We start from the raw sequence: 17,852 nt of genomic DNA, 5'->3' as shown, positions 1-17,852 counted from the left end.
GGATGGCGGCTGGCTCGACCGCTAGTCCTTGCGCGCAATAACCGCTTCGGGCCGCAGGTCGAGGCGGCGCAACAGTTGCGCGTTCGCCGCGACAACAACGGTCGAGGCCGACATGAGCAGCGCGCCGACGGAGATCGGCAGCACGAACCCGATGGGGGCAAGGATTCCCGCAGCAAGAGGCACCGAGATCAGGTTATAGCCGGCAGCCCACCACAGGTTTTGGCGCATCTTGGCATAGCTGCGGCGCGAGAGTTCAAACACGGCAAGCACCGAGCGCGGGTCGTCGCTAGCGAGCACAACGCCGGCCGAGGCGATGGCCACGTCTGTTCCGGCGCCGATCGCGATTCCGACATCCGCTTGGGCGAGCGCTGGCGCATCGTTCACGCCGTCACCGACCATCGCGACGGTGCCGCCCGCCTTCTGCAGCTCGGCAACCTTGCTGGCTTTGTCTTCTGGATGCACGCCCGAGAACACGCGGTCGATGCCGAGTTCGGCGGCCACCGACTGCGCCACAGCATCGGCGTCTCCCGTGATCATGACGACCGTGACGCCCCGATCGTGCAGGGCATCGATTGCCTGGCGCGAGTCTTCGCGCACTTCGTCCGCGAGCCCAATTGCCCCGATCACGTGCCCATCAGAGAGCACGTGCAGAATAATCGCGCCCTGATCCGCCCACTCCGTTGTCAGCTCAACGGCCTGCTGGTCGTGTTGGCGCAGCATGCTCGGCCCGCCAACGCTGATCGTCGCGCCATCAACAGAAGCTTCGACCCCAACCCCACTCGATGAGCTGAAGCGTGAGGCGCTGACTCGCTCGAGTTTGCGCTCCTGCGACGCCGCCACAATCGCCTTCGCCAGCGGATGCTCGCTGTCGTATTCAGCGGCAGCCGCGAACCGAAGAACGTCGTCTTCCGTCGCATCCCCGACCGCCGCGACGTGCGTGACGGCGGGCTCGCCCTTCGTGAGCGTTCCCGTCTTGTCGAAGAGAACGGTGTCGACCTTGCGCATAGTTTCGAGGGCGAGGCGGTCTTTCACGAGCACTCCGGCGCGGGCTGCGCGCTCGGTAGAGATCGAGACGACGAGCGGGATGGCGAGACCGAGAGCGTGAGGGCACGCGATGACCAAGACGGTGATCGTGCGCACGATCGCGTCATCGGGGCTGCCCGCGAGGGTCCATACGGTGGCAGTGATCGCCGCGGCACCGAGCGCAAACCAGAACAGCCAACCCGCTGCGGTGTCGGCAATGCGCTGGGCCGGCGACGAGGAATTCTGCGCCGTTTCGACGAGTTTGGTGATGCCCGCGAGCGCCGTGTCTTCGCCGATCGCCGTGACCTTGACGCGGATCGAGTTGTCGGTGGCGACGGTTCCCGCCACAACGCGGTCGCCCACTCCGCGCACAACCGGCTGCGACTCTCCTGTAATCATCGACTCATCTAGCTCCGCCGAACCGTCAGTTACTTCGCCATCGGCGGGCACTCGTCCACCGGGACGAACAATCACGACGTCGCCAACAATGAGGTCAGACGGATGCACGGTGACGAACTCATCCCCTTCGACCTTTTCCGCCTCATCCGGAAGCAACGCGGCAAGCGAGTCGAGCGCACTCGAGGTCTGAGCCAGCGAGCGCATTTCGACCCAGTGGCCGAGCAACATCACGACCAGCAGCAGAGCAAGCTCCCACCAGAAGTCGAGTTCGTGGGCGATCAGGCCGAGAGTGGATGCCCACGACGCGACAAAGGCGACAGTAATCGCCATCGAAATCAGCAGCATCATTCCCGGCTTGCGGGCCTTCAGCTCGGAGAAGCCTCCCGTCAAGAACGGCTTGCCGCCCCAGAAGAACATGACAGTGCCGAGCACGGGCGAGATCCACTGGATGAAAGCCGAGTCGGGAAGCGAATATCCCAAGATCTGCGCAAACATCATGCTGAAGCCGGCAACAGGGATCGCCATCACCAGCATGATCCAGAACAGGCGGCGAAACTGGGCCACATGATCGGCGTGACCGCTATGCCCGCTGTGACCCGAGTGTTCGTGCTCACCATTCTCGGTGCGCTCGGCGTGCTCGGTGTGGCTCGAATGTTCGGTCATCTCATCCATAACCGCCACGCTATACCCCACGGGGGTATCATTCAAGTGGCGAAAGCCAACTCCCAGCTAGCGTAGAGCCGTGACCACTTTTAGCAAAGAAATCGTGTCCGCAGTTCTCGCCCACATGAATAGCGACCACAACGATGACAACTTGCTCATCGTTCGTGCGTTTGCGGAATCCGCCGCCATCTCCGCGGCAATGGTGTCGCTCGATGGAGTCGAAGGCACCTGGCAGTACTCCGATGTCGACGGCATCGAACATCACGTCACTGTGCCGTGGAGTACCCCGATCAGCGAACGTGCGGAGATCCGCCATGAGATCGTGAAACTCTACGATGCTGCGTGCGAAAAGTTGGGCGTTGAGGCTCGCCCGCATAGCTAGCGCAAACGGAACATCCGGCCCAGCGCTAGCCCAGTGTTGGCCCCGGTCAACTATTTTCAGAAGTTCACCTGCGTGTGCCCTAGCCAAACCCCGCACCACAGGAGTACGAATAAGGGATACAGGCGCACTCACCTAGTGTGCGCAAAGGGGGCACCGCCATGACTCAATCACCGAACCGTCTGCTCGGAGTGGTACTCGGCACGGTCTACATTCTCTTAGGACTTCTCGGCTTCACTGTCACCAACGGAGTCAACTTTCTCGCCACCGAAGGCGGGCTGCTCGTCGGAATACTGGGACTGAACGGCTTCCACAACGTCGTGCACATCGTCATCGGCGCCGCGCTCGTCTTGGCCGGAATCTCCAACAGACAAGCCGCGCGCACCGCGAACTCAACGATCGGGTTCGCCTTCCTCATCCTCGGTTTTGCTGGCTTGCTGCTTGTGGGCAGCTCGCTGAACATTCTGGCCCTCAACGCCGCCGACAACGTGCTGCATTTCGCCAGTGCCGTCGTTCTTCTGCTCGTGGGGCTCGGGGCTGACAAGCGCGCTACCGGGGTAAGCGCTTAAGCGTTGCCGAGCGGGAGGGGCTTCCTCTCTCCGTCCCCACCTCCCGGCCACCAGGGCGCCCGGGACCTTTGCGGCGCCACCTGCTCAAGGGCGAGCCAAACCATAAGCCAAACCATTTGAGTGAGGGGTACGAATAAGAGGCAACAGTACAAACACTCCGTTTGTACGGAGGAGGCACTGTAATGACAAAATCACCTAACCGCCTGCTGGGCACAGTTTTCGGCGCGGTTTACATTCTCGTCGGACTGCTCGGCTTCACCGTCACGAATGGCGTCGGGTTCTTCGCCACTGAGGGTGGACTGTTGCTTGGCTTGTTCGAAGTGAACATTTTCCACAACGTGGCTCACCTTCTTATCGGAGCCGCCCTGCTATTGGCCGGCCTCTCCAACGTAAAGGCTGCCCGAACCGTGAACTCTGTAGTTGGGTTTGCTTACCTCGCGCTGGGTTTCCTCGGGCTCTTTCTCGTAGGTTCAGCGCTGAACATCTTGGCCCTGAATGCCGCTGACAACGTGCTGCACTTTGCCAGCGCCGTCGTCTTGCTCGCTGTTGGCCTCGGTGCCGACAAGCGTGTATCTAGCGCCACCGCGTAACTCGCACCACTAGTCCCAGATCACGCACCGAGAGGAGAACCGTCATGTCCGCAATTATCCGAACCTGGATCGCTTTTGCCGCAGTAGGCACCGGCCTGATCCATGTTGCACTCGTGATCGGTTCCCCTCTCGCGCTGGGTATCCCTCTCGCGGTTCTTGGTTTCGTCGAGTTCGGGTGGGGAATTCTGGCCTTTACTCGCGACCAGCTTCCCTTCGCTCGCGCCGCAATGGTTGTAGCGATAGCTCCCCTTGTTGCTTGGGGACTTCTGATTACCGCAGCATCCCTATTTCAGGCTCCAGCGCTCGGTGCAATCTTGGATGTCGTGCCCTGGGGAATTGCCGCGATCTTCCAACTTTCTGTGGCCGGGATGCTAGCCCGTCAATCCCGACGCCTGCGTGAAGGTAAGCGCGCCGCTGCATCGACGCCCGGCGCCGGACGCTATCTCGTCGCCCTCATGGTCGGTGCTCTTGCCGTTTCTGCTCTCACCACACCAGCCCTTGCCGCTACTGAAGCGGGCATCTATGCGCAACCCCATGGCGAACACGATGGATCATTCACTCCGCAGCGGGACGCTCCCGCCGGCGAGAGTGACGATCAGCTCTTCGACATTCCCAGCCACGAAGGCCACTAGCCCGCTCGAGTGCGAGCTGACAGCGCGGCGCAGGCTAGCTCCGCACCGACCGCAGGGTCACCAGAGTGATGGTGATTGCGACCGCCATGAGGCCGACAGCAACCCACGACGTTGCGACAACTCCCGAATCGAAGGCGTCACGAGCCGAGTGCAGTAGTTGGTCACCCAGACTGCCCGAGAGGGTAGAGGCCACCTCCACGGCGCCACCGAGCGTCTCACGTGCGGCAGTGGCATCCCCCGCTGTGAGCTCGTCAGGAATCACGATCGTCGACCGATACGAGGCGGTCAGAACACTGCCAAGCACTGCCGTTCCGAGCACCGCACCCAATTCGTAGGCTGTCTCTGAGACGCCGGATGCTGCTCCGGCTTTGTCAGCGGGAACGCTCGAGATGATGAGGTCATTCGACAGCGTCTCAGCTGACCCGATGCCAGCACCAAGAACACAGAATGCCACGATGTAGCTCACCACAGTGGCGTCACTGCCGATCAACGCGATCGAGCCATAAGCCAGCAGTGAGAGCGTCAGTCCGCCTGCCATGAGAAAACCGGGGCGCACGAAGCGCACGAGTGGCACTACGGCGAGCCCCGCAACGATGATCACGACAATGCCGGGAGTAAGCGCGAGCGCCGCATCGAACGGACTCAAGCCCTCGACGAGCTGTAGGTGCTGAGTGAGGAAGAAGAGGAGCCCCAACAGCGAGAAAACGCTAACAAGGTTCACGAGCACCGCACCGCTGAACGATGGCACTCGAAAGAGTTTCATGTCGAGCATCGGATTCTCTTGCCCCAGGAGCCGACGCACGAACACGATGCCGCACAGTGCAGCCACCACAATCAGCACGATGGGCACCACACCAACGCCCTCGGTGGCAAACTCCTTGATGGCGTAGACGGCCGGCCCCAACGTGAGGATCGACAGCACAATGCTGCCCAGGTCAAACGGGCCAGGCGCCGGATCTTTCGACTCCTCAATCAGCAACGGTGCGAAGATCAGCAGCGGCAACAGAAACGGAACAGCAACGAGAAAGACTGAGCCCCACCAGAAATGCTCGAGAAGTATCCCTCCGACGAGCGGCCCGATGGCGGAACCGGCCGAGAATCCGGCGGCCCAGATGGCGATAGCAAATCGGCGCTGCCGGCGATCAATAAAGAGCGATCGCAGCAGCGACAGCGTCGACGGCATGAGCATGGCCCCAAAAACTCCGAGGAACACTCGCGCGACGATTAGTGACGTCGCGTCTGGCGCAAACGCCGCAAGCACCGAAACAACGCCGAAACCTGAGGCCCCGAAAAGCAACACGCGCCGGCGGCCGAACCGGTCGCCGAGGTTTCCCATGCCGACAAGCAATGCGGCCAGCACGAGCGGGTAGACGTCGACGATCCAGAGTTGCCCTACAGCGCTCGGTCGCAAATCTCTGGCAATACTCGGCAACGCGAAACTCAAGACCGTATTGTCGATCGAGACCAGCAACGTCGGCAGCATCAGGACTACAAGGGCAAACCACTGCTTCGTGGTCGCCAACACTCGGGGTTCATCAATCGCACTCACTTGCTCACGATACAGTCCCGATCAACACCCAACTTTTGGAGGATGCGGCGTGATTCCCTCCAACGCTAGAGTGAGGGTCACCTAACCCGCTTCACAAGGAGACCCCGTGGCAGTAATTCCTTTCTCGCAGGCCCTTCGTGAGCGCACGTGGTCAAGCCACGGCGATAGCGAGGGTGCCGACTTCATGAAAGATCTCATGACGGGCAAAGGAACGCGCGCCGACTACATCGCGCTAGTCGCTCAGCACTACTTCATCTATGAAGCCATCGAAGCTGCCGCCGACCACTTCGCCAGCAACCCGGTCGCCGCACCGTTCATTACGTCGCAACTTACTCGCCTTCCCGCGATCGAAGCTGACCTCGAATTCCTGATCGGCGCTGACTGGCGCGATCAGATCGTCCCACTGCCGACGGCCGCAGCCTATGCCGCCCGCGTGACCGAGATCGCAACCCAAGACTGGGCCGGCGGTTTCATCGCCCACCACTACACCCGCTACCTCGGTGACCTTTCGGGCGGTCAAGTCATCCGCACCATCATGCAACGCCAGTTCGGCTTCGAAACCAATGGGGTCGGCTTCTATCTTTTCGATCAAATTGCGAAACCCAAAGAATTTAAGAACACGTACCGGGATCAACTCGACGCCGTCGAATGGGATGACGCCGAGCGTGACCGCGTCATTGACGAAGTGCTCACCGCCTACAAGTTCAACACCGACCTCTTCGTCGACCTGTCGCGCGCAAAAGCCGCCGCCTAGCCCCGCTGGGCTCTGGGGGGGCTCAACTGAACGAGGCTGAGCTAGCCTGCTTCGACTTGGGCGCGCAGGGAGTCGAGGGTCTCCAACACGGCAATCGAGACATCCAATGGATGCTCGGGGGCCTCGGTTCGCCCATCCGCCACGTGTTGGGCGATTGCCGTCGCCTGGAATGACAGCCCCTCGCGGCCACGGAGTCCGGTGCCGTCCGTGAACTCGGTGCGTTCCTCGTCGCGCACAAACGCGAAGCCGTGTGGCGCGTAGAACGGGGTGCGAACTTCAATACGCGCACGCGTGCCGTTGATGCGGGCCTCTGTGGGGGTGTCGGCAAGCATCGTTGTGTGCAGCACCGCTTGGGCGCCGGTGGCGTGGTCGAGAATCATCGACGCTTGGCCATCAACACCCGTGTCGAGCATCCGCCCCGTTGCTAACGCGCTTGTGGGGGCACCGAGCACAAACTGGGAGAACCACACCGGATAGATCCCGATGTCGCGCAGCGATCCACCACCCATCGTCGGGTCGAAGACGGGATGCTCGCTTGGCGAACCGAAATTGGCACCAAAGTCTGCGGTGACGATCGTCACATCACCGAGCTCACCGGCGTCAAGCAGCTGCGAGATGATCGTCGTCTGCGGCAAAAAGCGTGTCCACATCGCTTCCATGGCAAAGACGCCGGCAGCGCGGGCCGCGACGACAATCGCCTGAGCATCCGCCGCGTCAATGCCGAGGGGTTTCTCAATGAGTACATGCTTGCCCGCTGCGATCGCGAGCAAAGCCAACGGGCGGTGAAACACGTTCGGCGCAGCGATGTAAACGATGTCCACGTCGGGGTCGGCCACCAACTGTTCGTAGCTGCCATAGCTGCGGGCGATGCCATTCTTCTGCGCGAATTCTGCGGCGCGGTCAGCCGAGCGCGAGGCCACGGCGACCACCCGCTGGTCAGTATTTGCGTGCAGCGCAGCGACCCAATCTGTCGCGATGCCCCCCGGAGCGAGCACTCCCCACCGAAGTAGCGGGCCGCCACGAAGAGGAGTTGCAGTTGGCTCAGGCAGAATCACGACAGTTCCATTCCCAGATAAATCGAATCGGTTCCGCGGGCAAGTTCCGCGAACCCCAGGTGACGATAGAACGCGATCGCATTGTGGTTGTCTTCTCCGACATCCAAATGGATGCCGCTCACTCCGCCAGCGCGCAGTGCCTCGAACAACGTCTCCAGCATTACTCGCCCCAAGCCTCTGCCTTGTACCCGCGGCAACAAGTCGATGTGTAGGTGTGCTGGATAGTTCGCCACCACAGTATCGGGTGCGGTCACCGGCGTGTGTATCTGCGCGATGAGTTCATCGTCGAGAGTGTCACCCCCCGCCATCGGGTAGGCGGCACGCAACGCTGGCCACCACTCGCGCTCCTGCCACGCCTCAAAGACGCGGGTATCTGGGGTGCCGAGAACATAACCGGCTACTCCGTGGTCATCGGCGATGACGAACGCGAAGTGGGGTTCACCCACGATGTAGGGGCCAACGTAGATGTGGCCCAAGAGGTCGGGATTCTGATAGAGAGCGCTCCCATCACCCCCAGCATCCGAGGTGTGAAGGCAGGCGCGATAGGTTCCCGGAAGATCGTGAAGTCGTGCCGGGCGAATATGGCTCATAGATTCACCATATATCCCGAGTCGAGTGGTCTAAACGAATCGCTCTTGACCGGTCGCGGGTGGTCTAGATCCGAAGAGCATAGCGCGAGTCACCATCAGCAACACAGCCGGATTCTCCGGAGTGATTCGAGATAATTAACTCACAATGTACCCCGGAGTGGTCTATTTTGCTCTTTACCACGGGCCTGTGAATGGGCTCTAATGTGAGAGTGACAGTAGTCGTAGAGTCCACCAGACACACGCTCAGAGCGCGCCTTCGCGAGTTGGTTGCGTCGACCGAGGTCGGCAAGAGCCTGCCAAGCGAGCGCGACTTAAGCGCGCGGTGGGGTGTCGCCCGGATGACAATCCGTCGCGCCGTTGACTCGCTCGTGGCTGAGGGGCTCGTTGAACGCCGCCACGGCTCCGGAACCTACGTGACACCGCAGCCGTTCGTGCGACTACTTGGCCTCACGTCGTTCTCGCAAGATATGCGCGACCGCGGCCTCGAGCCGAGCGCTCGGCTTCTGGCCTACCGCGTCTCCCCCGCCGATGCCGCAATCGCTACCCAATTGCACATAACCCCCGGCGACCCAGTCGTCAGTTTCACGAGACTGCGACTGGGGAGCGGAGAAGCAATGGCTGTCGAGACGGTCTGGATTCCGCAAGCTCTCGTACCCGGAATCAACGGCGGCGATCTCGGCGGTTCGCTCTACGAACTCCTCGGAACCCGCTATCGCATCGCCCCCGGCGCCGCCAACGTCTCCATTGAGCCGGTTCTGCCCGACCAGCGTGTGCGCGAGCTGCTCACCATTCCCGCAGATCAGGCCTGCCTGCGCATCCGAATGGTCGACTCCGACGCTCGAGGCAACATCATCATGATCGCCAACTGCTTTTACCGCGGCGATAAGTACCAGCTCACAGCCCAGGTCTCTGGTGGGGCCTTCACTACCGAGCAAATACGGACCAGCTAATGATCTCGGTCCTGGGCATTGATGGCGGTCAGTCCGGCATCCGGCTGAAAAGTTCCGCCCAACCAGGAACGGTCGAAGTCGATGGAGTTAGTCGCCTCGAAGGCGACACCGTGCGCACCGTATTCAATGCAATCGCTAGCGCGTGGAAACATGGGCGATTCGAGCCCGTTGACCGCGCAGTCCTCGGGCTAACCACATCTCCGCCGGATGCCGCCTCCGCGGCCAGGCTCGGCGCCCTAGTCGGCGCAACGACCGGCGCGCGCGAGGTGTGGATCGCCGACGACACCGTCACTTCCCATGCCGGAGCCCTCTCTGGCGAAGCAGGAGTCTCACTAATCACCGGCACCGGCGTTGGCTGCCTCGCACTCAAGAACGATGGCGACTCGCGGGTTATCGACGGCCATGGCTACCTTCTTGGCGACGCTGGTGGTGGATTCTGGATCGGCAGCCGCGGAGTCTCCGCCGTCCTGAAGCAACTCGACGGCCGCGGCGAAACGACGATCCTCACCGAACGGGCCGAAAGCCAATTTGCCGGGCTTCAGAACCTCGCCGCTCGACTCCACAGCGTGCACCGCCCCGTCAATCGCATCTCGCAGTTCGCCCGCGAAGTTCTCACCGCGGCCGTAGAAGGCGACGTCATCGCCAACGCCATCGTCGACGACGCCGCCCGCGAACTCTTTATGACGGCACGCGTCGGTCTACATTGGGTCGGTCAGGATGCTCCGCTAGCGCTCGGCGGAAAATTGCTCGGCCCCAATACGGTGCTTTTCGCTCGCGTTGTCGAGCTTCTCGCAGCGGACGGGCTCTCGTTCCGCCCCGCGGATGCTTCGGCGCTCGACGGAGCCCTCCTTCTGGGCGAAGGCGGCTCAGACACCATCTATCGCGGTCTTATCCACGTGTGGAAAGAAGAAACAGCATCATGACTTTCGCCAACCCGAACGCCCTCGATATTGCTTCCCCTGCCGCCCGCTACCTGAGTCACTCGATCGAACTCATCGAACGACTACTCACCGCTGAGGCAGCGAGTATCGAGGCAGCATCCCGGCTCATCGCTGACGCTCTGATCGCAAACCGCACGATTCACGTCTTCGGCACTGGCCACTCGCACATGCTCGCTGAAGAGCTGTTCTACCGAGCTGGTGGCCTCGTTAACGTCAAACCGTTGCTCTTTGAGGGCCTCATGTTGCATTCGAGTGCTCCGCTCAGCACGTCACTCGAGCGTCTCCCCGGTTTGGCGGCTGCTTTGCTGCTCGATCATCCGATTGCTCGCGGCGATGTGCTGATTGTTGCGTCGAACTCGGGCAGCAATGCCGTGACCTCCGAACTCGTGCAGCGAGTTATCGCGAACGGCGTCCCGGTTATCGCGCTGACGAGCCTGAATCACGCGACGTCCCCTGCTGCTCGGCCCACTTCGCTGCCGAGACTTCATGAGCTGGCCACTGTCGTTATCGACAACGGGGGTTCCGTCGGTGACGCTGCCGTCGATATTGTGGGAATCGACAAGCGAGTTTCTCCGACCTCGACCGTTGTCGGTGCGGCAATTCTTAACGCGGTCATGGCTGAAGCAATTCAGCTTGCTGTCAACGATGGCGTTTTTCCTGACATTTACGAGAGCAGCAACACCAGCAGTGGCGATGCCACGAACCACAAGTTCACGAGCAGAGAGGCGACGGTATGACCGCAGCCGCTCATCTTGCTCCAGGCCTCGGTTCCACAGCGCCATCACCATTCGCCATCCGCGGAGTGATTGAAGGGTATTACGGCCTGCCCTGGAGTCATGAGCAGCGGCTCGGCCTCATTAGTTTCCTCGCGGAACGCGGAATGAACACTTTCGTTTACTCGCCAAAAGATGACCCTCTGGTTCGTCACGAATGGCGCAGTCCTTATGTCGGTGCAGAACTTTCCCGCTTGGCAGAGTTGATCGCTCACTGCGCGGCCAACGGCATGACGTTCATGTATTGCCTCTCCCCTGGCCTCACCATCAAGTACTCCAGCGGCACCGACCTCGAAATGCTGCTTGCTAAGTTCACCGCGGTTCGCGAATTGGGCGTCACCAGCCTTGGCTTGTTGCTCGACGATATTCCGGCGCGACTGCAGCATCCGCAAGACAAAGCGGCCTTCACTGACATCGTCGAGGCGCATCAGTCGCTCATCAGCGCCGTGTTTTCAGAACTCGACAGCGCAAGCCACCTCACCGTGTGTCCGACGCAATACTGGGGCTACGGCGATGAGGACTACATCAGCCGTCTTGGTCGCGGTCTCGATCCCCGCATTGATCTGTTCTGGACTGGGCGCGCAATCTGTTCCCCCACGCTTGATCTCGCCGATGCCGCGCTGTTCGCCCGGTCAACTGGCCGACCAGCAACCTACTGGGACAACTACCCCGTCAACGACGTCGCGATGGGCCACGAACTTCACATCGGGCCGTACCAAGGGCGCGACCCGCAGCTGTTCCGCTTTTCCACGGGCATCATTGCTAATGGCATGGAACTCTTCGAGTCGTCGAAGATCCCGTTTGCCACTATCGCCGCGTACTTGCGCGACCCAGAAGGCTATGACGCGGAGTCGAGTTGGAACCAAGCGCTTCTGGATGTCGTTGGCCCTGCCAACATCGAAGATTTTCGACTTTTTGCCGACACTGTTCGTTTCTCGTGCCTCTCCGCCGACGATGCCCCCGACCTTGCACAGGCGCTGGAACACTTCACTTTTGAACTGGAGTACGGCGATCGTGCGCGCGCGGCTTCCGAACTATCGCAGCGTGCCGAGTCGATGGTCAACGCAGCACACCGCTTACTCAGTGGCCCCGTGAGCAATCCGGCGCTCATTGCTGAAGTTCGGCCTTGGCTCGAGTCATTTCTACTTGGTTCTGAAGCTCTCGTAGAGGTTGCCCGTCTTGCGGCGGCTGACCGCCTCGAGGCCGATGGTGCTTTCCTTCTTCGGCCGTTCCTTGAGGGCCTGCGAAGTGCGCATCGTCGAGTGTTTGGCGATTTGCTCGATATGACTTTGGCGGAGCTTGTCGCCGCCGGAGCTCCACCACCCGCACCATCCGTCACTGCATTAACTACAGCAAAGGACTGATCATGACCTATCGGCGAAAAGGGACCGTCGCGGCCATCGCGGCGCTGAGCGCAACTGCCCTCATTCTCACTGGCTGCTCGGCTGGCGGCGGCGGCTCCGATGACAATGTTCTCCGCATCGCGATGGGCTCCCCTGGCGAGGCCCAGATTCGGGTGTGGGATGACGTTGCCGCGCAGTTCGAAGCCGCGAATCCCGATGTCACCGTCGAGATGAACTATCAAAACGATGACCTGTACCAAACTATCGGTCTGCCTAACCTGCTCAATGGGCGCAATGCTCCGGACATCTATTTTGAGTGGGCGGGTGCTCGCCTTGAGCAACGCGCCGCTGACGGTTTTGCCGCCGATCTCACCGAAGCAGTGACGACCGGTCCTATCGCGGGGCTCTTCGACGACGAAGTCTTCACCTCTCTGACCGTTGACGGCGCCGTCGTCATGGTTCCTCACGCTGCCGACGTCACTAACGTCCTCTGGTACAACGAAGACATTTTTGCGGATGCCGGGCTCACCCCACCGACAACGTGGGACGAACTCCTCGACACGTGTGACGCTCTCGACGCCGAAGGCATTATTCCGATCGCCTCGGGCAACAAGGACCTCTGGGCCGCCGGCAACTGGCTGGCTCACCTGACCTCGCGCATTGTTGGCGAAGACGTGTACAGTTCAGCGCTCTCTGGCGAGACCGACTTCAACACTCCGGAGTGGGTAGAGGCCTTCGGCTACGTCAAAGAGCTCGCGGACCACAACTGCGTCAACGAAAGCGCGAATGCTGTCGACGACAATGAGGGCGCTCAGCTCTTCTTCCAGGGCAAGGCTGCGATGCACGCAATCGGTTCATGGCTCGTCAGCTGGGCGATTGATGAAGCCCCAGACCTCAATTTTGACTACGTCAACTTGCCTGCCATGCCTGGCGAGGGAAACCAGGACAGTGTGATCGGTGTTGTCACTGGCTACGTCGTGAATGCCAATAGCGCCAAGCAAGATCTGGCAGCAGAATTTCTCGCCCTGCTGAACAGTGACGAGAACGTGCAGGCGTTCATCGGTGCTGAGCTCACACCCATGGCGTTGTCAGCGTCAGAAGGTGAAGAGCCCGACTCTCGCAGCGCCAGCCTGCTTGACATGCTGGAGACCGCGCCAGCGATCGTTCTGCCTCCAGACAATGGCTACGATCTAGAAACCGCGAACGCTCTCTATGCAGCCCTTGCTGAGGTGCTTGGTGGCCAGAGCACTCCTGAGGATGCCGTTGCCGGCATAGATCACAAGCTCGGCTAACCTTCCCCCGGTTAGCTAGTCTTGCTGATCGCTCGTCACCCGAAGTCGAGCGATCAGCAACCCCCTTGAGAGGCACCGAAACCGTGAAGCCGAACCGCAAGGTCACGCCGTACCTGTTCGTGGTGCCCGCGATGGCAGTGTTCGGTTTCGCGGTGCTGTTTCCGGTCATCATGACGTTTGCGTATAGCTTCACGGAGTGGAATGGCTACGGTGCGATGCAGTTCGTCGGCATCGACAACTACATCAAGGCGGCGAACGATGTGCTGTTCCGCGATTCATTCGTTCATGTGCTCATCTACATCGCGGCGACAATCGTCCTCGAGGTCGTTGTCGGCCTGGTGCTGGCGGGGCTTGTTAGTGTGCGCCGCCGCGGCTCCCTCTGGTTTCGGGTGGCCATCTTTACTCCGGTAATGCTTCCCATGGTCGTCGTGGCCGTGCTCTGGTCTTTCGTTTATAACAACGATTTCGGGTTACTGAATGCGGCCCTCGTCAATTTCGGCCTCGATGATCTGCAACGCGTATGGCTAGGAGACCCGGCAACGGCTCTTCTCGCTGTGAGCGTCGTCTCCGGCTGGGTATATGCCGGCTTCTACATGACCATCTTCTACGCCGCTTTCAGCCAGGTACCAACCGAAATCATCGAAGCGGCGCGGCTCGACGGCGCTGGCGAATGGCAGCTTTTTCGACGCATCAAGGTTCCGATGATTCGCAACGCAATCACCGTGGCGCTGCTGCTGTGCATCACCGGTGGCTTCCAAGGTTTCGACTTGTTTTACGTGATGACAAATGGTGGACCCTACGGCGCTACGGAGATACCGACCACCTACCTTGTTAAGTCCGTATTCACTTTCCAGAATGTTGGCTACGGTTCAGCGATGGCCGTCGTACTCACGGCGGTGGTCGTCGCGCTGGGGCTGGTCTTCACCCGCGTCAATCGCGAAAAGCCAGAGAAGGTGAGCGCATGAGCGGGGTCAGTCGCACGACGCGCCCGTCAGGATCGGCTCAACGGTCCACGGTCGGCCGCATTCCTGGCGTGCTCTTTACGCTCGCTTTGGGCGTCATCGCGGTGGTCTTCTTCTTCCCCATGCTCTGGATGGTGTTTTCGAGCTTCAAGTCGAACTCCGCAATTTTTGCCACTCCCTTTGCCCTTCCGACCGAAATCGACTTTGCGCGGTGGGCGGAGGCCTGGGAGGTCGGACACATCGGGCTGTACGCCTTCAACAGCGCGATTGTCACCGGAGCCTCGGTATTGGGCATCTTGTTCTTCGGTGCCGCTGCCGCGTTCTCGTTTAGCCGTTATCGCTTTCGCGGCCGTAACCTGCTCATGGGGTTACTTGCTTTGGGCTTGCTGTTGCCGCTGCAGTCCTACTTCATCGCGCAGTCCACCATGTTTACCCAATTAGCGATCACTGACACCCGCTGGGCGCTCATCATCCCGTACACCGCAATGGGGTTGCCCCTCGCGGTCTACCTACTCAAGGTCTACTTGGATGCCGTGCCGGATGAACTGTTCGAGGCCGCTCGCATTGATGGGGCGAGTGACCTGCGCGTATTCGGGTCGATCGCTCTCCCGCTATTGCGGCCAGGCCTCGCCACCGTCGCCATCTTCTCGGCGCTGTCGAGCTGGAACGAGTTTTTGCTCGCTCTGCTCTACATTCAGGATGACTCGCTCAAGACGATTCCGACCGGACTGCTGGCATTCTCCAGTCGGTATGTCACCGACTACGGCTTGCTCTTCTCCGCGTTGTCGATCGTGACGCTGCCTATGATCGTGATCTACATCGTCTTCAACAAGCAGATCGTCGAGGGCATTACCGCCGGAAGCGTGAAGTAGCTCGCGACGGCTATCGCTTTGTCGCGTCGGCAACCCGGCGTCATGCGTTATGCCTCGATCGCCGGGATCGGCTGGGTGCGCGACATGAACCGCACGACGTTTTCGTCGACAATGATGTCGCTTGGGCGAAGTGGTCGGCTCAGGTAGAGGCCGTCGAGACTGCTGATCCGACTGAGCGCGACGTACGTTTGGCCGGGGGCAAAGGAGCGGGATCCGAGGTCAACAATCGCGCGGTCGTAGGTCTTGCCCTGAGATTTGTGGATCGTCACGGCCCACGCCAAGCGCAGCGGAAACTGGGTGAACTCGGCAACGACATCTTTGCGCAGCGCTTTCGTTCGAGCCGAGTAGGAGTATTTGAATTTCTCCCAGATTGCCGGCTTCACCTCGTAGTCGCGTCCGTCGACTTCGACCCAGACCGTGGAAGCGATCTTGGTTACCGTGCCGACGCTGCCGTTGACCCAGCGTTGGGTTCCGCCCTCATTCGTATCGTTGCGCAAGAACATCACTTGGGCGCCGACTTTCAGGTCGAGCGCGTCATCCGCTGGATAGGCACGCCCACCAAACTCTCCCGAGATTTCTGCTTTCGCAGTGAGCACTTTGCCGGGCAAGCGAGCGAGTTCCGTGGCATTGATCCGGGTGACGGCGCTGTTCGTGGTCGCCAGAGTGATCGTGCCGTCATTCGGCGCCGGTCGCGCGCCAACGGCATTGAGTCGCTCAGCGATCTCTGCCGTCACTCCGTTGTGGCGCACCGCATTCAGCATGTACTTGAATTCGCCTTCATGCTGGCGGTGGATGCTCGTCAACTCATAGATCGTGAGCTCGGTCTCTTCCCACACCAGCGCATCAAAGAACCACATGGATCGGTAGCGGTCTTCGAAGTAGGCGCGTTCATCCGGATCCCCTGGCACTGGCGCAAGCTGGTACGGATCACCAAAGAGCACGACTTGCACCCCACCAAATGGCTCATTCTTGCGCTGACGCGCCTGACGAAGGCTACGGTCGATGGCGTCAAGGAGATCTGAATTGACCATCGAGACTTCATCGATGACGAGAGTTTCAATGGTGTTGAGAAGTTTGCGCAGTTGAGGATTTTGTTCGAGCTCGTGGTCAGCGATGACCCCAATGGGCAGCCGAAACAGCGAGTGGATCGTCTGTCCACCCACGTTGAGGGCGGCAACACCGGTCGGAGCGCAGATCACAATCTGTTTCGACGTGTTCTGTGAGAGGTGGTTAAGCAGCGTCGATTTTCCGGTGCCGGCACGACCTGTGACGAAGAGGTTGTCGTTCGTCGTCTCGATAGCAGCGAAGACGGCTGCTTGCTCAGGCGACAGAGTGATTTTTGACACGCATTCACCCTAATGCGGCTAGTGACCACGCCCATCCTCCTTCAGCACTTTCGTGGGGTGGGACATCTCGCACCTCGGCGGTTTAGGATGTGTGAATGCGTCGCGAGCTTGTTACCTGGTCTGTGGTTCTCGGGCTGATTATTGTGGCCTTCGCGACCACGGTGATCGTGCTGAATTCGACGATCTACAGTTCGACTGGTTTTGTCCGCAGCTACCTCGGGGCGCTCGCTCGCCATGACATGTCGTCAGCCCTTGAAATCGCCGACATCTATTTGCCCGAAGAGCACGGTGCAGCGTCAGACGGCGGAGCCGGGGCAACGCCGATTGATACAACGGGTGCAGGTTCGTTGCTGTTGGCGGGCTCGCACGAGTTGTTGCGTCCCTCGGCTCTGAGCTCTCTCGAAGACATTGAGTTGGTCGACAACGTGAGCAACCCAGACGGCACCGAGACTGTCACCTTCAGTTTTGAGCTGGATGGCCGCCCGGCAAAGTCAAGCTTCACCGTGATCCGGGATGCGAACAACTTTGGTGTGTTCTCCACGTGGGATTTCGCCACCCCACCACTCACGATCGTGCGCTTGACGGTACTCAATGCTCAAGAGTTCACCGCGAACGGCTCTGAGCTTGTCGTTCCGACTCAAGATGTTCCCTCGACCTATGTCGTGTTAACGCCGAGCAGCTTCGAGGTCAGCCACACCTCGCACTATCTCAAAGCTGAGCCCATTGTGGTTTCGGCGACGGCACCGGGTGACACGGTACGCGCCAGACTCGACGTCGTCGCCAATGAGGCGATGATCGCCCAGGTTCAGCGTGAAGTTAACGAGTACCTCGACGAGTGCGCCACCCAGGTTGTTTTGCTTCCGACCGGGTGCCCGTTTGGGCAGCCCATGTCGAACCGCATCGTCACGACACCCGAGTGGAGCATCGCCGACTATCCCCCCGTCACACTCAGCCCGGGTTCTGAGCCAGCGAGCTGGTTGATGCCAGCTACGGATGCCGCAGCACACTTGAAGGTAGATGTGCGGTCAATCTTCGATGGCTCTGTCTCGACTTTCGATAAAGACGTGAGCTTCAGTGCAAGCTACCTCGTGACCTTCTTGCCTGACGACGAGCTGTTGATCACTGCGCAGTATCCCCAGTAGTCGGCGCCTGCTCCCCGTTCTCCCGCCC

At 60.4% G+C, this 17,852-nt stretch carries 18 protein-coding genes; 13 read left to right on the top strand and 5 right to left on the bottom strand.

Translation table 11 applies throughout. From position 1 onward, the window contains the following. Positions 1-21: 21 nt before the first annotated feature. Positions 22-2,085 carry a heavy metal translocating P-type ATPase gene (locus FFT87_RS02675; protein WP_255560117.1) on the bottom strand — a complete coding sequence of 688 codons (2,064 nt, stop codon included), beginning with the start codon at positions 2,083-2,085 and terminating at the stop codon, positions 22-24. Positions 2,086-2,164: 79 nt separating this feature from the next. Here FFT87_RS02675 and FFT87_RS02670 point away from each other — a divergent pair, with 79 nt between their 5' ends. From FFT87_RS02670 to FFT87_RS02655, 4 genes are all read left to right on the top strand, one after another. After that, positions 2,165-2,467 carry a DUF2470 domain-containing protein gene (locus FFT87_RS02670; RefSeq protein WP_219949831.1) on the top strand — a complete coding sequence of 101 codons (303 nt, stop codon included), beginning with the start codon at positions 2,165-2,167 and terminating at the stop codon, positions 2,465-2,467. Between the two features lie 158 nt (positions 2,468-2,625). After that, on the top strand, positions 2,626-3,033 hold the full coding sequence (locus tag FFT87_RS02665) for a DUF4383 domain-containing protein (protein WP_219949830.1): 408 nt from the start codon (positions 2,626-2,628) through the stop codon (positions 3,031-3,033). Between the two features lie 182 nt (positions 3,034-3,215). Beyond that, positions 3,216-3,623 (top strand): DUF4383 domain-containing protein, encoded by a 408-nt coding sequence (locus FFT87_RS02660; protein ID WP_219949829.1) that lies wholly within the window; start codon positions 3,216-3,218, stop codon positions 3,621-3,623. A gap of 44 nt (positions 3,624-3,667) precedes the next feature. Further along, entirely contained in the window at positions 3,668-4,255 is a 588-nt protein-coding gene (locus FFT87_RS02655; protein ID WP_219949828.1) for a hypothetical protein, read from the top strand. 34 nt (positions 4,256-4,289) lie between these two features. Here FFT87_RS02655 and FFT87_RS02650 read toward each other — a convergent pair whose 3' ends face one another. Then, entirely contained in the window at positions 4,290-5,804 is a 1,515-nt protein-coding gene (locus tag FFT87_RS02650; RefSeq protein ID WP_255560021.1) for an MFS transporter, read from the bottom strand. Positions 5,805-5,910: 106 nt separating this feature from the next. Between FFT87_RS02650 and FFT87_RS02645 the strand changes: the two genes are divergently transcribed. Continuing rightward, entirely contained in the window at positions 5,911-6,558 is a 648-nt protein-coding gene (locus FFT87_RS02645; RefSeq protein WP_219949827.1) for a heme oxygenase (biliverdin-producing), read from the top strand. 41 nt (positions 6,559-6,599) lie between these two features. Here the strand turns inward: FFT87_RS02645 and FFT87_RS02640 are convergent, their stop codons facing one another. Both FFT87_RS02640 and FFT87_RS02635 read right to left on the bottom strand, forming a co-directional pair. After that, on the bottom strand, positions 6,600-7,613 hold the full coding sequence (locus FFT87_RS02640; protein ID WP_219949826.1) for a Gfo/Idh/MocA family protein: 1,014 nt from the start codon (positions 7,611-7,613) through the stop codon (positions 6,600-6,602). Further along, a complete protein-coding gene (locus FFT87_RS02635; RefSeq protein ID WP_219949825.1) occupies positions 7,610-8,203 on the bottom strand; it encodes a GNAT family N-acetyltransferase in 594 nt (197 codons plus the stop codon). The genes FFT87_RS02640 and FFT87_RS02635 overlap by 4 nt, the downstream gene beginning before the upstream one ends. A 209-nt stretch (positions 8,204-8,412) precedes the next feature. Between FFT87_RS02635 and FFT87_RS02630 the strand changes: the two genes are divergently transcribed. The 7 genes from FFT87_RS02630 to FFT87_RS02600 all read left to right on the top strand — a co-directional run bounded on the left by FFT87_RS02630 (position 8,413) and on the right by FFT87_RS02600 (position 15,336). Next, positions 8,413-9,153: a GntR family transcriptional regulator gene (locus FFT87_RS02630; protein WP_255560020.1), complete on the top strand. Its 741-nt coding sequence runs from the start codon at positions 8,413-8,415 to the stop codon at positions 9,151-9,153. Continuing rightward, the gene (locus FFT87_RS02625; RefSeq protein ID WP_219949824.1) at positions 9,153-10,076 is read left to right on the top strand and encodes an N-acetylglucosamine kinase; all 924 of its coding nucleotides are present in this window, start codon (positions 9,153-9,155) and stop codon (positions 10,074-10,076) included. Before FFT87_RS02630 ends, FFT87_RS02625 begins: the two co-directional genes overlap by 1 nt. Beyond that, on the top strand, positions 10,073-10,831 hold the full coding sequence (locus FFT87_RS02620; protein WP_219949823.1) for a sugar isomerase domain-containing protein: 759 nt from the start codon (positions 10,073-10,075) through the stop codon (positions 10,829-10,831). The genes FFT87_RS02625 and FFT87_RS02620 overlap by 4 nt, the downstream gene beginning before the upstream one ends. Beyond that, the gene (locus FFT87_RS02615) at positions 10,828-12,231 is read left to right on the top strand and encodes a protein O-GlcNAcase (RefSeq protein WP_219949822.1); all 1,404 of its coding nucleotides are present in this window, start codon (positions 10,828-10,830) and stop codon (positions 12,229-12,231) included. Before FFT87_RS02620 ends, FFT87_RS02615 begins: the two co-directional genes overlap by 4 nt. Before the next feature lie 2 nt (positions 12,232-12,233). Then, entirely contained in the window at positions 12,234-13,502 is a 1,269-nt protein-coding gene (locus tag FFT87_RS02610) for an ABC transporter substrate-binding protein (RefSeq protein WP_219949821.1), read from the top strand. An 83-nt stretch (positions 13,503-13,585) separates the two neighbouring features. Continuing rightward, entirely contained in the window at positions 13,586-14,467 is an 882-nt protein-coding gene (locus FFT87_RS02605) for a carbohydrate ABC transporter permease (protein ID WP_219949820.1), read from the top strand. Continuing rightward, entirely contained in the window at positions 14,464-15,336 is an 873-nt protein-coding gene (locus tag FFT87_RS02600; RefSeq protein ID WP_219949819.1) for a carbohydrate ABC transporter permease, read from the top strand. Before FFT87_RS02605 ends, FFT87_RS02600 begins: the two co-directional genes overlap by 4 nt. Positions 15,337-15,383: 47 nt before the next feature. On the opposite strand, the gene FFT87_RS02595 is transcribed toward FFT87_RS02600, so the two are convergent. Further along, the gene (locus tag FFT87_RS02595; protein ID WP_219949818.1) at positions 15,384-16,682 is read right to left on the bottom strand and encodes an ATP-dependent RecD-like DNA helicase; all 1,299 of its coding nucleotides are present in this window, start codon (positions 16,680-16,682) and stop codon (positions 15,384-15,386) included. A 95-nt stretch (positions 16,683-16,777) separates the two neighbouring features. On the opposite strand from FFT87_RS02595, the gene FFT87_RS02590 reads away from it, so the two are divergent. Further along, positions 16,778-17,824 carry a hypothetical protein gene (locus tag FFT87_RS02590; protein ID WP_219949817.1) on the top strand — a complete coding sequence of 349 codons (1,047 nt, stop codon included), beginning with the start codon at positions 16,778-16,780 and terminating at the stop codon, positions 17,822-17,824. Positions 17,825-17,852 lie beyond the last annotated feature (28 nt).

Source organism: Salinibacterium sp. M195 (genome assembly GCF_019443965.1).
Taxonomy (GTDB): domain Bacteria; phylum Actinomycetota; class Actinomycetes; order Actinomycetales; family Microbacteriaceae; genus Rhodoglobus.
This window is presented reverse-complemented; position numbering and strand designations above follow the sequence as displayed.

Coding starts and splice junctions, on each gene's coding strand:
- FFT87_RS02590 (WP_219949817.1), top strand. CDS start 16,778: ATGCGTCGCGAGCTTGTTACCTGGTCTGTGGTTCTCGGGCTGATTATT.
- FFT87_RS02665 (WP_219949830.1), top strand. CDS start 2,626: ATGACTCAATCACCGAACCGTCTGCTCGGAGTGGTACTCGGCACGGTC.
- FFT87_RS02610 (WP_219949821.1), top strand. CDS start 12,234: ATGACCTATCGGCGAAAAGGGACCGTCGCGGCCATCGCGGCGCTGAGC.
- FFT87_RS02600 (WP_219949819.1), top strand. CDS start 14,464: ATGAGCGGGGTCAGTCGCACGACGCGCCCGTCAGGATCGGCTCAACGG.
- FFT87_RS02660 (WP_219949829.1), top strand. CDS start 3,216: ATGACAAAATCACCTAACCGCCTGCTGGGCACAGTTTTCGGCGCGGTT.
- FFT87_RS02675 (WP_255560117.1), bottom strand. CDS start 2,085: ATGACCGAACATTCGAGCCACACCGAGCACGCCGAGCGCACCGAGAAT.
- FFT87_RS02620 (WP_219949823.1), top strand. CDS start 10,073: ATGACTTTCGCCAACCCGAACGCCCTCGATATTGCTTCCCCTGCCGCC.
- FFT87_RS02635 (WP_219949825.1), bottom strand. CDS start 8,203: ATGAGCCATATTCGCCCGGCACGACTTCACGATCTTCCGGGAACCTAT.
- FFT87_RS02615 (WP_219949822.1), top strand. CDS start 10,828: ATGACCGCAGCCGCTCATCTTGCTCCAGGCCTCGGTTCCACAGCGCCA.
- FFT87_RS02625 (WP_219949824.1), top strand. CDS start 9,153: ATGATCTCGGTCCTGGGCATTGATGGCGGTCAGTCCGGCATCCGGCTG.
- FFT87_RS02655 (WP_219949828.1), top strand. CDS start 3,668: ATGTCCGCAATTATCCGAACCTGGATCGCTTTTGCCGCAGTAGGCACC.